The sequence below is a fragment of the Sphingomonas sp. PP-CE-1G-424 genome (assembly GCF_004341085.1).
In the GTDB taxonomy this organism is placed as follows: Bacteria; Pseudomonadota; Alphaproteobacteria; order Sphingomonadales; family Sphingomonadaceae; genus Sphingomonas.
In genome coordinates, this window is record NZ_SLXW01000003.1 from 312,793 (window position 1) to 334,150 (window position 21,358).

The 21,358-nt window shown below is 65.2% G+C and carries 14 protein-coding genes; 8 read left to right on the plus strand and 6 right to left on the minus strand.

Annotated elements, in window-relative coordinates; all coding sequences use genetic code 11:
- Positions 1-24 precede the first annotated feature (24 nt).
- Positions 25-753 carry a hypothetical protein gene (locus C8J43_RS11610; protein WP_133031032.1) on the minus strand — a complete coding sequence of 243 codons (729 nt, stop codon included), beginning with the start codon at positions 751-753 and terminating at the stop codon, positions 25-27.
- 617 nt (positions 754-1,370) lie between these two features.
- Between C8J43_RS11610 and C8J43_RS11615 the strand changes: the two genes are divergently transcribed.
- Positions 1,371-3,458: a catalase gene (locus C8J43_RS11615; RefSeq protein WP_133031033.1), complete on the plus strand. Its 2,088-nt coding sequence runs from the start codon at positions 1,371-1,373 to the stop codon at positions 3,456-3,458.
- A 149-nt stretch (positions 3,459-3,607) separates the two neighbouring features.
- Here C8J43_RS11615 and C8J43_RS11620 read toward each other — a convergent pair whose 3' ends face one another.
- Positions 3,608-3,988, minus strand: coding sequence for a hypothetical protein (locus tag C8J43_RS11620; protein WP_243645550.1), 381 nt, complete (start codon positions 3,986-3,988; stop codon positions 3,608-3,610).
- A gap of 108 nt (positions 3,989-4,096) precedes the next feature.
- A complete protein-coding gene (locus C8J43_RS22550) occupies positions 4,097-5,269 on the minus strand; it encodes a methyl-accepting chemotaxis protein (protein ID WP_133031034.1) in 1,173 nt (390 codons plus the stop codon).
- Positions 5,270-5,503: 234 nt separating this feature from the next.
- Between C8J43_RS22550 and C8J43_RS11630 the strand changes: the two genes are divergently transcribed.
- From C8J43_RS11630 to C8J43_RS11645, 4 genes are all read left to right on the plus strand, one after another.
- A complete protein-coding gene (locus C8J43_RS11630) occupies positions 5,504-8,089 on the plus strand; it encodes a TonB-dependent receptor (protein ID WP_133031035.1) in 2,586 nt (861 codons plus the stop codon).
- A 9-nt stretch (positions 8,090-8,098) separates the two neighbouring features.
- Complete coding sequence (locus C8J43_RS11635; protein WP_133031036.1) at positions 8,099-9,340, plus strand: histidine-type phosphatase; 1,242 nt, start codon at positions 8,099-8,101, stop codon at positions 9,338-9,340.
- A gap of 324 nt (positions 9,341-9,664) precedes the next feature.
- Entirely contained in the window at positions 9,665-10,018 is a 354-nt protein-coding gene (locus C8J43_RS11640) for a DUF2946 family protein (protein WP_133031037.1), read from the plus strand.
- Positions 10,019-10,118: 100 nt separating this feature from the next.
- Entirely contained in the window at positions 10,119-12,317 is a 2,199-nt protein-coding gene (locus C8J43_RS11645; protein WP_133031038.1) for a TonB-dependent receptor, read from the plus strand.
- Positions 12,318-12,495: 178 nt separating this feature from the next.
- Here the strand turns inward: C8J43_RS11645 and C8J43_RS11650 are convergent, their stop codons facing one another.
- Both C8J43_RS11650 and C8J43_RS11655 read right to left on the minus strand, forming a co-directional pair.
- On the minus strand, positions 12,496-13,842 hold the full coding sequence (locus tag C8J43_RS11650) for an ATP-binding protein (RefSeq protein WP_133031039.1): 1,347 nt from the start codon (positions 13,840-13,842) through the stop codon (positions 12,496-12,498).
- Positions 13,839-14,513, minus strand: a complete 675-nt coding sequence (locus C8J43_RS11655; RefSeq protein ID WP_133031040.1) for a response regulator — start codon at positions 14,511-14,513, stop codon at positions 13,839-13,841. Before C8J43_RS11655 ends, C8J43_RS11650 begins: the two co-directional genes overlap by 4 nt.
- Before the next feature lie 117 nt (positions 14,514-14,630).
- On the opposite strand from C8J43_RS11655, the gene C8J43_RS11660 reads away from it, so the two are divergent.
- From C8J43_RS11660 to C8J43_RS11670, 3 genes are read left to right on the plus strand one after another with little or no spacing between them, the layout of a single operon-like run.
- Positions 14,631-15,893 (plus strand): efflux RND transporter periplasmic adaptor subunit, encoded by a 1,263-nt coding sequence (locus C8J43_RS11660; protein ID WP_133031041.1) that lies wholly within the window; start codon positions 14,631-14,633, stop codon positions 15,891-15,893.
- The gene (locus tag C8J43_RS11665; RefSeq protein WP_133031042.1) at positions 15,890-19,078 is read left to right on the plus strand and encodes a CusA/CzcA family heavy metal efflux RND transporter; all 3,189 of its coding nucleotides are present in this window, start codon (positions 15,890-15,892) and stop codon (positions 19,076-19,078) included. The genes C8J43_RS11660 and C8J43_RS11665 overlap by 4 nt, the downstream gene beginning before the upstream one ends.
- The gene (locus C8J43_RS11670) at positions 19,075-20,496 is read left to right on the plus strand and encodes an efflux transporter outer membrane subunit (protein ID WP_133031043.1); all 1,422 of its coding nucleotides are present in this window, start codon (positions 19,075-19,077) and stop codon (positions 20,494-20,496) included. Before C8J43_RS11665 ends, C8J43_RS11670 begins: the two co-directional genes overlap by 4 nt.
- A 13-nt stretch (positions 20,497-20,509) precedes the next feature.
- Here the strand turns inward: C8J43_RS11670 and C8J43_RS11675 are convergent, their stop codons facing one another.
- Positions 20,510-21,166, minus strand: coding sequence for a hypothetical protein (locus C8J43_RS11675; protein ID WP_133031044.1), 657 nt, complete (start codon positions 21,164-21,166; stop codon positions 20,510-20,512).
- Between the last annotated feature and the right edge of the window lie 192 nt (positions 21,167-21,358).

The following is a 21,358-nucleotide window of genomic DNA, read 5'->3' on the forward strand; positions in this document are numbered from 1 at the left end:
TTGGACGTTGCGTCACCGCCGCCATCACGTACCGCAGTTCGAACGGCAGCGGGTTGCCTGCGCCGCGACCGGAGCGGCGTAGGGGTTCTCGAAAAGCCCGCTGACGAACTTGGCGATCATGATCGGCCGGACCGACGCGTCGATCCTTGCCTCTGCAACGCGGCCGGCGCGGCCTGCGGCGATGATCGGTGCCGGCGTGTCGCCATCGCCGATCCGGCCACGACCGTTCGTTTTGACGCGGGGTGCCACGCGCATTTCCTTGTCAGGATCGGTGGCAATGGTGATCGGTATCCCGAGCCGCGATGACTCGCCGATCGTCTGGAGCGCGGCGTTCTGCTCGGCAAAGCGTCGCGGGGAAAGAGCGATCCGGCTGCCGAAGCTGGTGATGCCATGCAATCGCACCATCGTGGTAACGCGCGCTAGGTCATAGCGCTCGAAGGTTCGGCCGATCCCTGGGCTGGCAGCGGTCTCGATCGTCGGCAGCGCCACGTGCAGCATCGTCCCTGCCTTTTCCGTCAGGGTCATGCGACCGAGCAAGTCGTCCGTCCGTCGCTCTGGTGACAGCCGCCAATCCTCATACGCATCAAGCCTGCCATTGCGGTCCAGATCGCGGAAGCGATGCCCGTCCAGCGTCAGGATCGGCCCTGATCGGCTCTCGACCTGTGGATCGGCCTTGATCGACGGCGCCAACAGCAGACCCGCCGGTATCGCGACGCCGATCAGCCAGATCGACGAAAGTCGACTGTTGCTCACAGCCGCGACGCCGGATCACGGAAGGGATTTCGTATAATATTCCAGTGGTGATCGCCTGACTCGAATAGTCTTGCCTGCGCCGAATATATTTTTCTCACGCCCGCGTGCGAATCGATCGCAGTGAACGCGGCGACACCGGCCTCGATTGATAGTCCGGTCAAAGCACTCTCCCAAATAGATAGGCGTGATCTCCTCCTGAGATTTTCCGTATATCTACCCGAAGGCCGCTACCAGCTGAAACGTGCTTTTATCAAGGTATATCGATCGAACACCCAAACGATAAGTGACGGAGAAAAACCTTATAGAACCAGTTCGGATCTAAACGAAAATAAATTCAAACCTTTCGATGGAGATACAGGAAAGATAAGGACACTGAGCAAGATCAATGTTCGATCTCGCCAGACTGGCGGAGCCGCTGAAATAAGCCATCTTTCTGCAGTTTTATATGGTCGATGCCTCGTATCAGGCGTTTTTCGTCATGAGCGTCGGCAGCGGCGATTTGAACGCTGGGCTGATCGATGTTGAAATTGCAGCTTTTTAACCGCTGTCGCGTAGCGCGGACGCGCAACCTTTATCGTCTCCGAACCGTTCCCCGTCGGCATGACACGAGGATTCCCATGACCGACTTTTCAGATCTCAACGCAGGGACCGGCGGCGAGACGCATCAGGTCACCGATGCCGATCATCCCGTACTGACGACCAACCACGGCACGCCGATTTCCGACAACCAGAACCAGCTCAAGGTCGGCGCGCGCGGGCCCGTCCTGCTCGAGGACGAGAGCTACCGCGAGAAGATCAACCATTTCGACCATGAGCGTATTCCGGAGCGCATCGTCCACGCACGTGGCAGCGCAGCGCATGGCTATTTCGAGTGCACAGAAAGCCTGTCGGACATCACCGTCGCCGATATGTTCCAGAAGAAGGGGCAGCGTACCGAGGTGTTCACGCGCTTCTCGACCGTGGCCGGCGGCGCAGGCTCGATCGATACACCGCGCGACGTGCGCGGCTTCGCGGTCAAGTTCTACACGCGCGAAGGCAATTGGGATCTGGTCGGCAATAACATCCCGGTGTTTTTCATCCAGGATGCGATCAAGTTCCCCGACCTGATCCATGCCGCCAAGATGGAGGCCGATCGCGGCTATCCGCAGGCGGCGACCGCGCACGACACGTTCTGGGATTTCATCAGCCTGATGCCCGAATCCACCCACATGATCATGTGGGCGATGTCGGACCGCACATTGCCGCGCACCTTCGCGAACATGGAAGGCTTTGGGGTCCACACCTTCCGCCTGATCAACAAGGACGGCAAGTCGACCTTCGTCAAGTTCCATTGGAAGCCCAAGGCAGGGCTGGCGTCGACGATCTGGGACGAGACCGTCAAGATCGCGGGTGCCGATCCGGACTTCCAGCGTCGCGACCTGTTCGAGCGGATAGAGCGCGGCGATTATCCCGAGTGGGAGCTGGGCCTCCAGCTGTTCGACGAGGAATTCGCCAACAGCCAGCCATACGACGTGCTCGATTCCACCAAGATCATTCCGGAAGAAGTCCTGCCGGTGAAGATCGTCGGTCGGATGGTGCTCGACCGGTATCCGGACAATTTCTTCGCCGAGACCGAGCAGGCTGCGTTCGTGCCGAGCCATGTCGTCCCCGGTATCGGCTTCTCGAACGATCCGCTGCTGCAGGGGCGGTTGTTCAGCTACACCGACACGCAGCTGTCGCGTCTCGGGTCGGTCAACTTCCACCAACTTCCGATCAACGCGGCGAAGGGTCGTGCTGCCGCGGCTGGCAGCCCGTTCAACAATCAGCAGCGTGACGGTCACATGCAGATGGCCGTGCCCAAGGGCCGCGCCAACTACGAGCCGAACAGCCTTGCCAAGGCGGGCGAGGAAGCCGGTGCGCGCGAGGATCCGGACAAGGGCTATAAGACCTTTCCGTCGGACGAAGAAGGTCAGAAGCTGCGGATCCGTCCGGAGAGTTTTGCGGACCATTACAGCCAGGCGCGGCTGTTCTTCCGCTCGATGGACCCGGCCGAGCAGGCACATATCGCGTCGGCGATCGTGTTCGAGCTGTCGAAGGTTTCGCTCGATCACATCCGCATCCAGATGATGGCGAACCTGCGCAACGTCGACGAGGATCTGGCCAAGCGCGTCGCTGCCGGCCTCGCCATGGACCTGCCCGAGGCATCGCCGACCGCGGCACCGGTCCTCGATATGGACCTGTCGCCGGCACTGCGCATCATTCGTGGCCCGCTGGAGAAGCATACGCTGGAAGGTCGTACGGTCGGCATCCTGATCGCTGACGGCACCGATGCCGGAGAGCTGAACGCGCTGAAGGACGCGATCAAGAAGGCCGGTGGTCAGGCGAAGACGATTGCGCCCAAGGTCGGCAAGGTCCCGCTGTCGGACGGATCGTCGATCGCCGCGGATGCGCAGCTGTTCGGTCAGCCGTCGGTGACGGTCGACGCGTGCGCGGTCATCCTGAGCAAGGATGCCTGTGCGAAGCTCGTCAAGGAAGGCGCGGCAGTACAGTGGGTCATGGATGCGTTCGGGCATCTCAAGGCGATCGGCCACAACGCAGCGGCCAAGCCATTGCTCGACAAGGCCGGGGTTGAGGCAGACGATGGTGTCGTCGAGCTGGGTGCGTTCGTCGACGCGGCCAAGAAGCGTTACTGGGATCGCGAGCCCAACGTTCGTACGCTGGCGTAATCGTTCCAGGCGCCGTTTCGATCTTTCGGGTCGAAGCGGCGCCGCGATTTGGGCATTCGGTAGACAGTAAAAAACCACGCTCGGCTTGCCCGGGCGTGGTTTTTTACGTCGTCGATAATACCAGGCCGGCGGACCGGCCCAGTTGTAAGTCAGCTCTTCTTGCGCGCGCGCTTGGGGCTCGCGGCGGCTTCGACGTCCTCGGCTTCGTCGGGCGAATCTTCGCCGGCTTCGGTCAGTGCCTCGCCGAGCGCCTTCAGCTTCTCCTGCGACTTGTCGGCCTTGTCGGCGATCTTGGTGGTCGCCGCACCGAGACGGTGCAGCAGTGCGTGGATGCGATCGGCATCGGGCTCGCCCTTTTCGAGCTGCTTGCGCAACGCGGCGAGGTCCCGCAAGATTCCCTTGGCACCCGGCGTGTCGATCTCGGCGAGCGCGGACTCCCAGTCCTCCACCATGTCGGCACCCTTGGTCGGCTTGGTGGCGTCGAGTCCGCGATTGATCGCGTTCATCGTTCCTGCAAATTTAACAGCCATGTTTCGCTCTCCGCAGCCATGATTTGGCAAATCGAAAACGAAGCGGATCCCCGAATATGTCCGTGTAATCACAGCAACCTTGATTAACATCGGCGGATTTTTCTTTGATCAGAGCCGGATCGATTGCTGGCCGTAGGTGAGAACATTTGCCGCCGTCGACGTCGCGTCCTTGATCCGGCCCGAGAGCATTTTCACTTCGTTCGCCACCACCGCAAAGCTCTTGCCGCGCTCGCCGGCGCGCGCGGCCTCAATCGAGGCGTTGAGCGCCAGCATCGACGTCTGCCGCGTGACCGCACCGATATCGTCGACGATCTCCGCCAACTTCGACAAGGTGTCTTCGTGAGCCTTGCGGCGCGTTTCCGCCTCCTGACGGAATTGCTGCGCGCGTGCCGATTCCGTCTGCTCCGCTTGGCGCATCGCAGTCACGTCGGTTGCCCATTTGACGATTTTCACCACGCTACCGTGCTGATCGAAGATCGGATTGTAGGTTGCCTGCAAATGGACGTCGGCGCCGCCTTTGGTCCGCCGGCGATATTCGCGTTGCACGAACCGTCCGGCACGCAGGTTGGCCCACAAATCCAAATAATCCTGGGACGCCCGGTCTTCCGGTGAGCATAACATGCTGTGATGACGCCCCGCCAGTTCGCTCATGGTGTAGCCCATGAGCGACAGGAGGTTCCGGTTCGCGGTCACGATCGTCCCGTCGATCGTCATCTCGAGCCAGCATTGCGACCGGTCGATCGCCTCCAGCTTGCTGCGATGTTCGGCGCTGTCGGCGAGCTCCTGGTCGGCCCTTTGCAGCGAGGCGCCATTCAACAGGACCGAGGTCTCGAGCGCATAGAGTGTATAGAGCGAATGCGTCAGCCGGGTCAGCGTCGCCGGCTCGCCCGTCAGCGCCGCCGACAGACGGGCATGACGCGCGTGATAGCTGCGAAGCAGACCGGCGGAGAAGGCGATCTCCGTCGCTCGGTCCATGCTGCTCGCCCGGCCACGGCGGACCATCTTGCCGATCAGCTTCTGGTTCAGGCCGCCGGTGAATTTGAGTTCGGTGTAGTCGATGTCGCGACGAACGAGGTCGTCGATCCGGTCCTGCTTCAGATGGTACGGCGTGGCGTCGCCAGCGAACGGCCGCCAGAACCGGCGTACGTCCTCATCGACGCCGTCCTTGATGACCGCCCAGATTTCACGCAGGTCGCTTTCGAGGGTTCCGTCGGGGTCGAAGGCCAGACGAAGGTCCCGAACGTCGTCCTCGTTGAAATTTGAAGTCTTGGTGATCGTCATCTCGGCCTCGTTTCGCGGCGCCTGCTTCGCACGATACAGTCAAAATGGTGTTAACCAACGCACAAATAGAGCCTTTTTGGGAACGAGCAGTTTCTCTTGGTTGCGCTGCAAGCTAACCGTCGGAGATCACCGACGGGCAGCCCTGCGGGGTGACTTGGGTCTGTCACGATATCGTCGCGGAACTGTCGCAGGTGACCGGTAGGCGATCCCCAATTGGGCCGGGGACGATTGCAGATGAACGGGTTTTCGAAAGCTGCGCTGGCAGCGAGCGCGTCGCTGTGCGCGATCCTGACGGGACCGCTCCAGGCGCAGACTGCCCCGGTTGCGCCCCCGGCAGCTCCCAAGCAGGACACTGCCCCCGACGACATCGTCGTGACCGGCACGCGCGCCGGCGAACGCAAGGCGATCGAGGAAAAGCGGACCGCGAACAATTTCGTCGAGGCAGTGTTCGCGAACGATGTCGGCAAGCTGCCCGATCAGAACGTCGCCGAAGCGGTCCGCCGGCTGCCGGGCGTGTCGGTCGCCAACGATCAGGGCGAGGGGCGTTACGTCATCGTTCGCGGGATCAACCCGGATCTCGTCAACGTCACATTGAACGGCATGACCTTGCCCGCGCCCGAGCCGGAGGGTCGGCAGGTCAAGCTCGACGACATTCCCTCGGCGCTCATCAGCGCGGTGGTCGTCACCAAGTCGCTGACCGCGGATCAGGATGCCAACGCGATCGGCGGGTCGGTCGATGTCCGGACGCTGTCGGCGTTCGATCGGAACAAGCCCTATTTCGCCGACGCGCGCGCCGCTTATGGTTGGTCGCGGCTCAACGGGAAGCATCCGTATGAGGGCGACATCCAGGTCGGCGGGCTGTTCGGCCCCGACCACCAGTTCGGCGCGGTCCTGTCGGTCAACTATTCCAAGCGGCCGATCGAGTCCGAGAATTTCCAAGGCTCGACCAACTGGCGCGTGCCGGTGGCGGCGAACGGGTTCGTCGTGCCCGACCAGTATGGGCTGCGCGACTATAACCTGACGCGGACGCGCAAGGGTGCTGTGCTCAATCTCGACTGGCGGCCGAGCGATACGACCAAGTTTTTCCTGCGCGGGACGTATTCGGCGTTCGACGACAACGAAACCCGCGACCAGTTCATCATCGACAACGAGTCCGCTTTCTCCAACCAGACCGCCACCACCGGCCGGTTCCGCGGGCGCGGCAGCGTCCGCGTCCGGCGGCGCGAGGAGAAGGATAACACCAAGTCGGTGCAGGGCGGGGGCGAGTTCGATTTTGGGCCCGGCCATCTCTCGCTGACGGGGGGCTATGCACGCGCGGAGAAGCGCGACCCGCTCCGCTCCGAATATAATTTTCGGACCGGGGGTACTGCGCTGACGGTCGATTACGACGTCGCCGATACGCCCTACACTTTCGTGCCGACGACGACGCTGGCACAGACCGCCTATGCGCTCAACAGCGTGAACTACGACCAGCGCCTCGCCGTCGAGAAGCTGGCGCAGGGCCGGATCGACTATGCGATTCCGCTGGGGATCGGGTCCGACTCGGTGGTCAAGATCGGCGCGAAATATCTCGACCGGCACAAGACCAACAACCGCGACTACGTCACCTATGGGCTGACCAGCGGGCGGACGTTCACGCTCGCCAACGTCTCGTATCTCGGCGACACCAGCTTCTACGGGAGCGACTACACCTTCGGTCCGCGGATCGATTACGCCGCTGCGCAAACGTACCTCGCCGCCAACCCCGGTACGGTGACGCTCAACACAGCGGGGTCGATCGCCAACAGCCTAGCGAACGATTACGACGTGAAGGAGCGGATCATCGCGGGTTACGCGATGGCGACGCTGAAGTTCGACAAGCTGACGCTGGTGCCTGGCGTCCGCGTCGAACAGACCCGCGACCGTAGCCAGGCCAAGCTGATCACCGCCACCTCGTCGCTGACCTCGGGCTATAACAGCTTCGGATCGAAGCAATACACCGACGTGTTTCCGGGCCTCAATGCGCGGTATGACCTGACCGACGCGCTCGTCGTACGCGGTGCTGTGACGACCGCGATCGGCCGGCCGAACTATGCGCAGCTCGCCCCCTATGTATCGGTCGACCAGACGACCAATCCCAATTCGGTGTCTCAGGGCAATCCGAACCTGAAGCCGTACAAGGCGCTTAATTTCGACGGTGCGGTCGAATATTATCTGCCGGGGCAGGGGCTGATCTCGCTGGGCGGCTTCTACAAGAAGCTCGACGATCCGATCTATGCGCAGTCGCTGCTCGGCCAGACCGGGACGTTCGCAGGGCAGGCGCTGACCAACGCGACCGTCACGACGCCGCTCAATATCGACAAGGCCAAGGTCTACGGTATCGAGGCCAATCTGCAGACGCGCTTCACCTTCCTGCCGTCGCCGCTCGACGGGTTCGGCGTGGCGGCGAACTACACGCGGATCTGGGGCAACGGCAACGGCACGATCCTCGGCACGCCGTCGCGGACCGGCGACATCCCGCTGTTCCAGCAGTCGAAGCATGTCGGCACCGCGCAGATCTTCTACGAGAAATACGGGTTCGCGGTGCGCGCGGCCTATTCGTACCGCTCGGCGTATCTCGACACGCTGGGCGCGACAGCCGCGCTCGACCAATATACCGACAATAACGGCCAGCTCGACGTCAACGCAAGTTATCAAGTCTCGCCGGAACTCACCTTCTTCGCGAGCGCGACCAACCTGACCGATGCGCCGTGGCGTCGCTATATCGGCAGCAAGGCGTTACTGGTCGAGCGCGAGCGCTACGACATGTCGGTCCGCTGGGGCGCGCAACTCCACTTCTAGGATTCTGCCATGCGATCAATCCTATCCGCCGCCGCGGTCCTGCTCGCCTCGACCGGATCTGCCGCGTTTGCGCAGGCGGCGGTGCCGGCGGGGTTGCATGTCGATCGGGTCGTGATGCTGATGCGCCACGGTGTCCGGCCACCGACCAAGTCGCCGCCGATGCCCGCGGGTACCGCTGCCGAAGCGTGGCCCGCATGGCCGGTCGAGCCGGGCTATCTGACCCCGCACGGCGCCGACGCATTGCGCCTGTTGGCGGCCGCCGATCGCGCCGCCTTCATCGCAGACGGTGTGCTCTCGCGGACCGGATGTGGCACGATGCGGATCATCGCGGACAGCGACCAGCGGACGATCGCGACCGCCCAAACCTGGGGCACCGCGCTCGCGCCCGGGTGTACGCTCGATATCGCGCACCGCCCGCAGGATGTCGCCGACCCGATCTTCTCGCCGATCGACGAAGGCGCGGTGCCGTTCGATGCGGCGCAGGCGCGCGCGGCGGTGCTCGACGACATCGGCCCCGCCGGTATCGCGGGCGAGGAGCGTCGCCTGCGGCCCGTGTTGTCGCGGATCGATGCGATCCTGTGCGGCGCGGCGAAATCTGCGTGCGGCGTTACCCGCGAGCCGTCGACGCTGGCGCCACTCAAGTCCGGCGCACGGCCGAAGCTCGCCGGGGCGCTCGACCGCGCGTCGACCGTCGCGCAGATCCTGTTGCTCGAATATGCGGACGGCAAGCCGATGCGCGAGGTCGGCTGGGGGCGTGCCACCGCCGCCGATATCGACCGCGCGTCTGAACTGCATGCGGTCGAATTCCGCCTGGTCGCCAGACCGCAATATGTTGCGGCGCGTGGATTGTCGGGGATCGGCGCCTTGATGCGTCAGGCGATCAGCGATCCGCGCAAGGATGCGCCGGCGATCACTATGCTGTCAGGTCATGACACCAATATCGCCAATCTGGGTGGTCTGCTCGACCTGCACTGGCGCGTGCCGGGGCTGGCCGCAGACGATCCTTCGCCGGGCGGCGCGATCCTGTTCGAGCGGCTCGCCGACCAACAGGGAAAGCTCTACGTCCGCGCGATCTATCGCTCGCAGACGCTCGATCAAATTCGCAACCTCACGCCTTTGGGTGGTGCGGCGAAACCGTATCGCAGCGTGATGCCAATCGTCGGCTGTTCCGCGCGCGGGGTTCGCGGGCTCTGTACGCTGGCGGCTTTCGAGACGCTGATGAACGAGCGGCTGGTCGGGCAGGTCGGGTAAGGCGGGCAGAGTCGGAACGGCGCGAAATCCTGTTGTTCCTTCCTCCATTTCAGGCATGGAGGAAGACTGCCGGGCTCCAATCATGATCCGCCGGACCAAGCGGATCGCACCCCGCCGCATCGATCCTGTACCGCAACGCAACATCGGTTTACGGGGCCCGACAATCCAGATCCGCGAGCGCGCTTGCGGACCACCGGATTGGCGTATACGGGCCGCTTGAATGTTACACTACAACATCACACGTAAGCACTGACCGTGACGGCGGGCGGATGCGAGATCGGGCAGCGGCCTGAGGGTACGGGGCTTCGGCAGGCGAACAGCCGCATGTTCCGCATCGCCATGCTTATCGCGGCGCTGTTCGCGGTTCTCGTCCAGGGTCTCGTCGTCCAGGCGCATACGCATGTGCACCGGAACACGGCGCCGATCGTCCACGCCGCCGGGGCGCAGGCTATCACCGGTGCAGCCGATGACGGCTCGACGCAGCAGGACGAGTCGGATTGCCCGTTATGCTGGGAGCTGGCGCACGCCGACGCCTTCCTTCTGCCCGAAGACACAGTTGTTCTCACCCCCGCGACCAGCAAGATCTGGCTCGCCGCGTTGTTGCAATCGGTATCCGTCCGCAACGTGCGCTCGCACGCCTGGCGCAGCCGCGCGCCACCGCTCCCCCTCCAAGCCTGACACTATTTTCGCGGGTGCGGCGTCGACGAACGCCGGTCCGTACTGCGTCGGCGTCGCGTAAGCGCGATCCGTCGCTCTAGGTTCTTGGAGCTCTTCAAAAATGCGACATCTTCTCATGCTGGGCGTGGCCACGGCTGCACCTTTCGCCCTGCTCGTTCCCGCCAGCGTGTCGGCACAGACCGCGTCCGCCGACACGACCGCAGCACCACAGGCCGATACCCCGGTTGCGCCTGCCGCTGCGACTCCTGCGCCGGCTGCCGGCGGCGATATCGTCGTGACCGCGCGGCGGCTCGATGCCGCGCGCGACGCGATCCTTCCCTCGCTTGGGTCGAGCGATTATACGCTCGACCGTGCGCTTCTCGAGCGCCAGCCGGGCGGTCTCAACCGCAGCCTGGCGCAGGTCCTCCTCCAGGCCCCCGGCGTGACGCTCGACAGCTACGGCGCGATCCACGTCCGCAACGAGCACGCCAATCTCCAATACCGGTTGAACGGCGTGATCGTGCCGGAGAGCATCTCGGGCTTCGGCTCGACGTTCGATCCGCACATCGCCAAGTCGATCGACCTGCTGACGGGCACGCTGCCCGCGCAATATGGTTATCGGACCTCGGGCGTGATCGATCTGAAGACTGAGAACGGGGCGTTCGAGAATGGCGGCGATCTCGGCTTTTACGGCGGCAGCCGCGGTACGGTCCAGCCGACCGCCAGTGTCCACGGATCGAGCGGCGGGCTCAATTATTTTGCGTCGGGCAGCTATCTCGAGAACGACCTCGGCGTCGAGAACCCGACCGCCTCGCGCGATGCGATCCACGATCATACACGCCAGTACCGCGGGTTCGGCTACGTCTCCGACATTCTGTCCGAGACGAGCCGGCTGACCGCGTTCGGCGGCACGTCGATCGGGTATTTCCAGATCCCCAACAATCCGGGGCAGGCGCCGGCCTATACGCTGAACGGCCAGTCGACGTATGACTCCGCCAAGCTCGACCAGAACCAGCGCGAGATCACGCATTACGGCGTGCTAGCCTATCAATATGCCGGTGATGCATTCAATTTCCAGATCGCGCCGTTCATCCGCTATTCGCAGACCCGGTTCACCCCCGATCCGCAGGGTGGCGACCTGATCCTTGCGGGGGTTGCGGACACGTCGCGTCTGTCGAGCCTGACGGCGGGCGTGCAGGCAGACGGCAGCTACAAGCTGTCCGATAGCCATACCCTGCGCTTCGGCCTGTTCTTCCAGAACGAGCGGACGCGATCGAACGTCACTTCGCGGGTCTTCACGGTCGACGATTCCGGAGCGCAAACGTCGGACGTACCGCTGACGATCAACGATCGCGGCGGCCGGACGGGGCAGCTCTACGGCGTGTATCTGCAGGACGAATGGTCGCTGAGCCCGACGCTGACGCTCAACTATGGCGCGCGGTTCGATGCGGTTCGCGCCTATTCCGACGAGCAGCAGCTGAGCCCGCGCGCCAATCTGGTGTGGAAGGCGGACAGCAGCACCGTGTTCCATGTCGGCTATGCGCGCAACTTCACGCCGCCACCGCAGGAGCTGATCGCGTCGCCGACGCTCGCGCTGTTCACCGGCACGACCAAGGCGACTGCGATCACGACGGCGGACCCGGTGCGCGCCGAACGCGAGCATTATTTCGACGGCGGGGTCCAGCACACCTTCGGCTCGGCCTTCAAGCTCGGGGTCGACGCCTATTACAAGATCAAGCGCAACCTGCTCGACGAGGGCCAGTTCGGGCCGTCGCTGGTGCTGTCGCCGTTCAACTACGCCAAGGGCTATGCGTGGGGGACCGAGGTCACGGCGAGCTACACCAAGGGGCCGCTCGACCTGTATGCCAACGTCGCGCGCGGGCAGGAGAAGGGCCGGAACATCGTCTCGAGCCAGTATTTCTTCCAGCCCGACGAAATCGCCTACATCGCCAACCACTATATCTTCACCGACCATTCGCAGCGCTGGACCGGCTCGGCGGGCGGCAGCGTGTCGATCCAGGATGGTCTCGGCAAGCTCGTCCCGTCGGTGACGATGCTCTACGGCGACGGCCTGCGCGCCGACGACCCTGCCGGGATCGTGCCCAATGGCGGTAAGCTGCCGTCGTACTTCACGGCAGATTTCGGCATCACGCAGAACATCGATGGGCCGGGCGTGCTGAAGGGCGTCGCGATCAGCTTCAACGTCACCAACATCGCCGACAATACCTATCTGCTGCGCGACGGATCGGGCGTCGGGGTCGGCGCCCCGCAATATGGCGCGCGCCGGGGCTTCTTCGGAGGGATCCGCAAGAGCTTCTGAGACCTGCGGCGACACGGTTCCATCGTGGATCGTGTCGCCGACCTGGCGCTCGACGACCGGGGGGCGACGCATCCCGGTCGTCGGTAGCGACAATCACCGCGAGGAAACTATCGATATCGCACGTCATGAATTGGCGGCGGCGGCACGATAGGCACCGGCAGCGCTTACCGCGTACCGGTCAGGCATCGGCGTCTTTCGGCAAGCCCGGTCGATCGAAAATCATCGCGAAACTAAGCCCTTTGCCACAATGTCCGGGCGAAATTTCGAATACGCCGAGGTGCGCACGTGCGACCCGGTCGACGATCGAAAGACCGATGCCCGAGCCTTCCGCGCGAGCACCATCCGCGCGCCAGAACCGGTCCTTCAACCGCGCGAGATGCTCGGGCGGCACGCCGTCGCCGTCGTCCGACACGCACAGGCACCGATCCGGTCCGACACGCACGGTGATGGTCGTGCCGATCGGCGTATGACGCGCGGCGTTGTCGACGAGGTTCTCGAGCGCGAGCGTGACCGCGCCGGGATAGCCGAACACGCTGGCCGGATTACCCGTCCAGCGATCGTCCAGCGCGATGCTGCGGCCGCCGGCGATGATCGCGGGGGCGCGGTCGGTTACGACGGCGATGGCCAGTGCAGCCAGATCGAGCGGTTCGCCGCTGTCCTCGATCGGGCGTTCAAGATCGGCCAGCGCGAGAAGCTGGCCGACGACCCGCGCCGCGCGATCGACCGAGACGAGGATGCCGGCTCTGATCGAATCGTCGTCGATCGCATCGGCGCGCAGCCTGATGATCGCCAGCGGCGTGCGAAGCTCGTGCGCCACGTCCGCGGCGAACGCGGTCTGTGCCTTGAAGCCCTGTTCGAGGCGATCGAGCGCCTCGTTGGTGGCCGCGGCCAATGGTTCCACTTCGGAGGGCAGCGTTCCCCGCGGCAACCGCGTCCCCAAGGTCCGTGGACCGATCGCCGCGGCTGTGGCCGATACCGCTTTCATGCGCCGGGTCAGGCGTCGGGTCAGCAGCGCGCCGATCAGCGGCACCAGCGCGGCGATCGGCAGCACCAGGAGCGCGAAGCGTTTGAGGAAGGCGCTGACGATATCGTCGGTAATGACCTCGGGTGCCGCGCCGTCCTGCGACGCTACGATCCAGCGCCCCCCGGCGGCCGGCACGCTGTACGCCTCGATCGCGCCGCGGCGGAAGAAATGCGCGCCGTGGTCCATCGGTACCGCCGCGATGATCTGTGGACGGGCGGGCCCCTTGGCCATGATTACCACGCGATTACGGTCGACGAGCGCGACCGCCATGCCGTCGGTCAAGGCATCGCTGCGCAGGGCGGTCGACGCTGGCAAGGCGCTTGCGACGATCGCGGCCTGTTGGCGGAGCAGCCGCCGCTGGTAATGGTCGGCGGTGCTGTGGAGCAGCATCGCGACACCGAGCGACAGGGCGATCGTCGCCGCCAGCGCGGTGACGATGTGGAGCGCGATGAACTGGCCGAGAAGCGAGCGGGGCAGCGATCGAGGCAGGCGCAGGCTCATGGCTTGGCGACGATGATGTAGCCGACGCCGCGCACCGTCTCGATCAGCGTGCCGCTCGCCGCCTCGTCGAGCTTCTTCCGCAGCCGGTGGACATAAACCTCGACCGCATTCGAGCCGAGGTCCCCGCCAAGCCCGAACAGATGATCCTCGGCGATCCGCTTGGGCACGACGTTGCCCGCGCGTCGCAGCAGCAGTTCGAGCAACTCGGTCTCGCGCACCGATAGCGCGATCGTCGCGCCTTCGACATGCGCGACACGGATTTCGAGATCGAACGTCAGCCGTCCGCACGTCAGCGACCGGCCCAGATACCCACCCTGGCGGCGCAGCACTGCGAGCAGACGGGCGTGCAATTCGTCCACGTCGAACGGCTTGACCAGATAGTCGTCGGCGCCTTCGTTCAAACCGCGGATCCGTGCGTCGATCGTGCCGCGTGCGGTGAGGATCAGCACCGGGCGGGTATCGCCTCGCGCGCGCATCCGGTGGAGTAGCGCCAGTCCATCCTCGTCCGGCAGGCCAAGGTCGAGCAGGATTGCGGCATAATCGGCTTGTTGCAGATAGGCGTCGGCTTCGTCGGCGCTGCGGGCCAGATCGACCGACAGGCCGCGCGGACACAATGCGGCCGTCAGGGCGTCGGCGAGCGCGCGGTCGTCCTCGATCAGCAATATCCGCATCGATCTCCCCCCTGTCCGGTGCCCGTGTCGCGCCTGTTTCGGTGCAGTGCAGCATCCGTAAGCGCGCTGTAAGCCAGCGACGCTACCGGCTCCAGTCTAATCCCCAAGGGGCTGATTATGCACGCATCGACGACACCCGAAACGCTCCCCCCGACACGCTCGCTGTCCCGTTCCGCGCAGATGCGCTGGCTCGGTATCGCGGCCGGCGTGATCGTCGGGCTGGTGCTGATCGTCGTGCTGATCGGCAAGCTCACGCATCACGAGCCTGCGCCTGCACCCGTGTCGCCTGCCGGCACGTTCCGGCCGACCAAGGATCAGATGGCCGGGCTGACGACGATGCGCGTCGGCTATGGTGCATCCGATGCGCGGACGTTGGCGAGCGGCGCGATCACGGTCGATGGCGATCGCAGTACGCCGGTTTTGATGCCCTATTCGGGGCAGGTGGTGCGCGTGCTCGCGGATGCGGGGCAACGCGTGACGCAAGGCCAGCCGCTGATGCTGGTGAAGACGAGCGATTTCGTCGATGCACGCAGCGGACTGTTCGCAGCGCGCGCCGCTGCACAGAACGCGCAGGCACAACTCGCCACCGCGGAGCGTACCGCGGATCGCCAGCGGCAGATCTACGAGACGGCGGGCGGCGCACTGAAGGATTATCAGCAGGCCAAGACCGATCTCGCCGTCGCGCAGGCGACTGCGCGCACGGCCGCCGCCTCGCTCGGTGCCGCCCGCGACAAGCTGGCGATCCTCGGCAAGTCGCAGGGCGAGATCTCGCGCCTGGAGAATGTCGGCGAAGTCTCGGGCATCCACGACGTGACCACGCTGCATGCGCCGATCTCCGGTCTGATCGCGTCGCGCGACGTATCGGCGGGGCAGTATCTGTCGCAGGGCGGCGACAAGCCGGTGATGACGATCACCGATCCGTCGCGCGTCTGGCTGATCGCGCAGCTCGCCGAGGGCGATGCGAGCGCAGTGCATCTCGGCGACAGCGTCACGGTGACAACGCCCGCGCTGCCGGGGCGCAGCTTCCACGCGACGATCGATCTGGTCGGCGCCGCGCTCGATCCGCAGAGCCACCGCCTGCCGGTGCGTGCGACCATCGCCAACCCGGACGGGACGCTGAAACCGCAGATGTTCGCCAGCTTCTCGATCCAGCGCCCGCACAGCGGCGACGCATTACTGGTACCTGCGGCGGCCGTGATCCACGAAGGCGACGATGCGCGCGTGTGGGTGGTCCGGCCCGACGGCCTGCTGGTCGCGCGGAAAGTTACCGCGGGCGAGGAGCAGGACGGCAAGGTCACGATCACCGCGGGCCTCAAGTCCGGTGAGCGGATCGTCACCGCGGGCGCGCTGTTCGTCAACGAAGCCGGTCTCGGCGAATGAACCGGATCGTCGAATTCGCGCTGCGCCAGCGGCTGCTGATCGTCGGCATCTTCGTCGCCATGCTGGTGGCGGGAGGCGTCGGCTTCTACAATCTCAACATCGAGGCGTATCCCGACCCGGTCCCGCCGATGGTCGAGATCATCACCCAGACCCAGGGTCTGTCGGCCGAGGAGATGGAGCGCAACGTCACCATCCCGATCGAGGTCGGCATGGCGGGCATCCCGCATCTGACCGCGATCCGCGCGATCTCGCTGTTCGGGCTGTCGGACATCAAGATCCAGTTCAGCTACGACCTGACCAACGATCAGGCGAAGCAACAGGTCATCAACCGCCTGTCGCAGCTCCCGCCGCTCCAGGGTGGCGCACAGCCGACGCTGTCCCCGACCAGCCCGGTCGGCGAGATCTTCCGCTACAAGATCACCGCGCCGAAGGGCTATTCGGTGATGGACCTCAAGACGTTGCAGGACTGGGTCCTCCAGCGCCGGTTCAAACGGATCCCGGGCGTGATCGACGTCACCGGCTGGGGCGGCAAGCTGCGCACCTACGACGTGGTGATCGACAATGATCGCCTCGCCGCGCACAACGTGACCGTGTCGCAGGTGCTGGCGGCGCTTGCCAAGAGCGACGGCAATGTCGGCGGCCAGACGATCAACTTCGGTGCGCAGGCGGCGATCGTCCGCGGCATCGGCCTGATCCAGTCGGTCGGCGGTATCGAGAACGTGCTCGTCGGCACCGGCGGCGGCCAGCCCGTGTTGCTGAAGGACGTCGCGCACGTCCGCATCGGCAACGCGCCGCGGCTCGGCATCGCCGGCTACAACGACCAGGACGACATCGTCCAGGGCATCGTCCTGATGCAGCGTGGCGCGCAGTCGATGCCGACGATCCTCGCCGTGCAGAAGGAAGTGTCCGACATCAACGCGTCGGGTATCCTGCCGCCGGGTGTCCATCTCGACCGGATCTACGATCGCTCCGACCTGATCCACCTGACGATCCACACCGTGCTCGAGAACATGGTGGTCGGCATCCTGCTGATCTTCGCGCTCCAGTGGATATTCCTCGGCAATCTGCGCAGCGCGATCATCGTCTCGGCGACGATCCCGTTCGCGCTCGCCTTCGCGATCCTTATCCTGGTGTTGCAGGGGGAAAGCGCGAACCTGCTCTCGGTGGGCGCGCTCGATTTCGGGCTCGTGGTCGATGCCTGTGTGATCATGGTGGAGAACATCTTCCGCCACATGGTCGAACGATCCGCGCACGTCGAAAGCGGCAAGGGGCACTACACGCTCGCCAACCGCTTCTCGGCGGTGCTCGGCGCCAGCTCGGAGGTCAGCCGCGGGATCTTCTTCGCCGCCGCGATCATCATCGCCAGCTTCCTGCCGCTGTTCACGCTCACCGGCGTCGAGGGCCATATCTTCGGGCCGATGGCGAAGACCTATGCCTATGCGATCACCGGCGGCCTGATCGCGACCTTCACGGTCGCGCCGGTGCTGGCGACGATGCTGCTGCCCGACAAATTGTCGGAGGTCGAGACGTGGATCGTCGGCAAGCTGCGCCGCGTCTACGAGCCGGCGGCGGCGTTCGCGCTCGGCAACCGGGTCGTCGCGATCGGTGGCGCGCTGCTGTTGATGGCGGTCGCCCTGGTGGGCGTGCGGTCGCTCGGGATCGAGTTCCTGCCGCATCTCGAAGAGGGCAACATGTATATCCGCGCGACGCTGCCCGCGTCGGTCAGCCTCGAGGCGGGGCAGCCGGTCGTCAACGGCGTCCGCCGCATCCTGACGCAATATCCCGAGGTGCAGGCAGTGCTGTCCGCGCATGGCCGCCCCGACGACGGGACCGACTCCACCGGGTTCTTCAATGCCGAGTTCTTCGTGCCACTGAAGCCGTTCGACACATGGCCGAGCGGCGTCACCAAGGAAACGCTGACCGAGGAACTGTCGAAGCGGCTCAGCGCCAAATACCCCGGCGTCGACTTCTCGTTCTCGCAGATCATCGAGGATAACGTCGAGGAGGCGGCGTCGGGCGTGAAGGGCGCGAACTCGATCAAGCTGTTCGGCCCCGACCTGACGACGCTCGAGAAATATGCCAACCAGATCAAGGCGCAGATGGGCAAGGTCCGCGGAATCGAAGACTTGGGCGTGTTTCAGTCACTCGGCCAGCCGACCGTGCGGATCGACGTCGATCGCGCGCGTGCCTCACGCTACGGCCTGACCCCCGACGACATCAACGCGACCGTCGCCGCGGCGATCGGCGGGCAGTCGAACGTCGATTTGTACGAGAAGGGCACCGATCGCCACTTCCCGATCGTCGTCCGCCTGAAACCCGAACAGCGCGATACGATCGACGCGATCCGCCGCATCACCATCGGCGCGCCGTCGCCTGACGGCGCAGGCACGATCCAGGTGCCGCTGTCCGAGGTCGCCGACGTCAAGCTCACGACGGGTGCCTCGTTCATCTACCGCGAGCATCAGGAGCGCTACATCCCGATCAAGTTCTCGGTCCGCGGCCGCGATCTCGGCGGTGCGGTCGACGAGGCGCATGCGCGGATCGGCCAGACCGTGCACCTGCCGTCGGGCTATCATCTCGAATGGGCGGGCGAGCTCGACAACCTCAACAACGCGGTCGCGCGATTGGAAGTGGTGGTACCGATCAGCCTGCTGGTGATCCTGCTGCTGCTGTATGCGAACTTCGGCTCGATCCGCGACAGCCTGCTGGCCTTTTCGGCGATCCCGATGGCGATCATCGGCGGCGTGTTGGCACTTGCGCTGACCGGGACCGCGTTCAGCATCTCGTCGGCGATCGGCTTCGTCGCGCTGTTCGGGATCGCGGTGATGGACGGCATCCTGGTGGTCACGACCTATAATCACGCGGTCGACGAGGGGTTCGCGCGCGAGAATGCGTTGGCCACGACGGTGCGGCACAGCCTGCGTCCGGTGGTGATGACGTGCCTGGTGGCGGCGATCGGCCTGCTCCCCGCCGCGCTGTCGAGTGGGATCGGCAGCCAGGTACAGAAACCGCTCGCGCTGGTCGTGGTCGGGGGTATGACGCTCGCGCCGATCCTGATCCTGCTGGTGTTGCCGGTGCTCATCGCGCGGTTCTCGAAGCGCGTGCCGCCGGAGGACCGCGGTGCACACGGGCGCGACGTCGGCCATCATCCCAATACTGACGGCCATACGGAGGCCACGGCATGAAGCGTCTCGCCATTCTCCTGCTTGCGGGCGCCACCAGCGCCTGCACGATGGGTCCGCGCAATCTCGACGCGCATGCCAGCCTGCCGCCTACCCCCGCCGCACAGACCTTCGCACCGTCAAGCGGCGCGGCGCAGGCTACTACGCTCGCGGCAGTGCCGGCGGAGTGGTGGCGGACCTTCGGCAGCGCGCAGCTCGACACGCTGGTGAGCGAGGCGCAGTCGCATGCGACCGATATCGCCGTGGCCGAGGCGACGCTGCGCCAGTACCGCGAGCAGGGTTCCGCCACGGCGGGCTCGGCGCTGCCGCAGGCCGACGTGAACTATCAGGCGGAGCGCACGCGAATCTCGAACGCGCTGTCGCCCGCGGTCGCGGACCAGAACCAGCAGCTCTATACGCTGCATACCGCGCAGGTGACGGTAAGCTATGCGCCCGACTTGTTCGGCGGCACCCGCTCGAAGATCCGCTCCGCGCGCGCCGCGACCGAAACGCAGCGCCAACGGCTCGGGGCGGCGAAAACGACGGTGATCGCCAATCTGGTCGAGGCGGTGATCCAGTGCGCCTCGCTCGCCGATCAGATCGTCGCGGCCCAGACCGGCATCGCGGTCAATCGCGACATCCTGCAGACGTTGGTCAAGCGCCAGCAACTCGGCGCAGTCGGTGCCGCCGACGTCTCGACGCAACAGGCGGCACTGGCGACTGCCGAGGGTGCGCTGCCCCCGCTCGTCCGCGCCGAAGCGCATCAGCGCGTGGTGATCGGCACGTTGATCGGACGCTCGGCGGGATCGGACCTGCCGCCGCTGCCCACGCTCGCCTCGCTGACCTTGCCGCGCGACCTGCCGCTGGTCGTACCCTCCGATCTCGTCGCGCGTCGCCCCGATGTGCTGGCGGCACGCGCGCAGCTCGAAGGGGCAGGGGCCGATGTCGGCACCGCGATTGCCGCGCGTCTGCCCGCGATCTCGCTCAGCGGATCGGCGGGCGGAACGTCGGAACGGTTCGGCGACATGTTCAAGAGCGGCAACCCGTTCTGGACGCTGATCGGCGGCATTACGCAGCCGATCTTTCATGCGGGCGCGCTTCGTCATCAACAGCGTGCTGCCGAGGCGGCGCTGGAGGGGGCGAAGGCGCAGTATCGGGCGGCGGTGCTCGATGCGTTCGGCGACGTGGCCGATGCGCTGACCGGGTTGCGAACCGATGCCGATGCGCTCGACTCCGCGACGCGCGCGACCGATGCGTCGGGTCGCGCCCTCGGCTTCGTGCGGCGTCAGCTGGCGCTTGGCGACGTCGGTACGCCCGCCTTGCTCAACGCGACCGCGACCGACGCGCAGGCGCGATCGCAGGCGGTGCAGGCACGTGCAGCCCGGCTCTCCGATACGGTGGCGTTGTTTCAAGCGGCCGGGGGCGGCATAGTCGGCGGATAATCGCCCGTCTTCGTCAGCCGCCCGGCTTTTCGATCCAGATCGTGGCGTGCGGCAGGTCGAGGACGATCCGCTTGCCGGCAAAGGCATCCCAGCCGATCCAGCGCCCGCCTCGACCATCGTCATGGACCGGAAGCGTCAGCGCGCCGTATGTCACGGTACGAACGACGCTCGCCGGTTGGCGCGCCGCGTCCGCATGGAACGGGATCGGGCTATCACCCCATGCCGCGCTGTAGCCGTCCGTCGTGAGCGTGAGGCGGAGTGGAACGGAGCGGCTGCCCAGCGACGCCATATCCGTCTTGCCTACTGTTGCGATCCGACCGCTTGCGAAATCGAGCCGCAGCATTTCGTGCGTCAAGACATCGCGGCCGACGTCCAGCATCGTGCTGTCCGGTGCGACCGCGCCGAACTTCGCCTGTGAGATCGACCGATACGTCGAGCGCAGCTTGACGTCGATGGTCGGGCGCAGCGGGAGCGGGTCGGTCGTCGCGGTCCGCGCGGCGTGATCGGGCATATGCGGCAGACGCTTGGCGAGCGGCTCGGCGATCGTGGTCGTCGCGGCATCGGGATCGAGGACGGCCTTCACGGCGATCGTCCGGACCATCGCGGCGACGTGAAGACCCGATTGCGTGACCACGATCTGGTCGGATTGCAGAGTATGCCAGACGGGCATGGACAACATCCTCGGTACGGATGTCGCGACGGGCGAGGTCTTCGCCTTCCGAAGAGGATACGCCGCCGGTTGGATCCCGGTTTGCCGAGGAGCCAGACGACGACGCGTCGCGACGATGCCACCCGATGCCGCGATCGTCTTACAAGCGCCTTACGCGGCGCGTGGACGTCCTATCATTCTACCGTAAAAGCG